Source organism: Carboxylicivirga litoralis (genome assembly GCF_025499605.1).
GTDB classification, from domain to species: domain Bacteria; phylum Bacteroidota; class Bacteroidia; order Bacteroidales; family Marinilabiliaceae; genus Carboxylicivirga; species Carboxylicivirga litoralis.
The window spans coordinates 1-429 of sequence record NZ_JAFMVC010000135.1; the positions used below are offsets into that span (position 1 = coordinate 1).

1 protein-coding gene is annotated in these 429 nt (G+C 30.8%); it reads left to right on the plus strand.

Annotated features, from left to right (window positions below; translation table 11 throughout):
• Window positions 1-223 (plus strand): hypothetical protein (locus J1N10_RS21095; RefSeq protein ID WP_262328695.1); only part of this gene is annotated, 223 nt, incomplete at its 5' end.
• Window positions 224-429 lie beyond the last annotated feature (206 nt).

A 429-nucleotide genomic window follows, 5' to 3' on the forward strand; every position in this document is an offset into this window, starting at 1 on the left:
TTCATTGATATGGTTTGCTTTAATTCTGGTTTTTATAGCTGGATTTTTCTGGTATCCTTTATTTGGTTTAGCTGTGATTCTCTTGATAATTGGATTGTTTTCAGGAAATGCATCAAGAAAAGAGTTTGAAGACCAAAGTGATATGATGTTTATTCCTGAAATGAAAACTTTTCGGGATTTAGTTGAGAGAATAATTGAGAAAAAGTACGCCATACAACAATAAATATAGGTCATTTGGCGGATAGTGCTATTTTTGAGCATGTTAACATTTAATAAAACATATAGCGGTTTGATACTTTGGAGCTTTGAAATGCCAAACGCCCCATATTCTCAACGTTAGGCAATATTCACTTAAAACCCAAGACAATTTCATTTCAACAAGTTTAAATTATAAGAAATTGAAATGCTATAGTTTAAATTCACATAGTA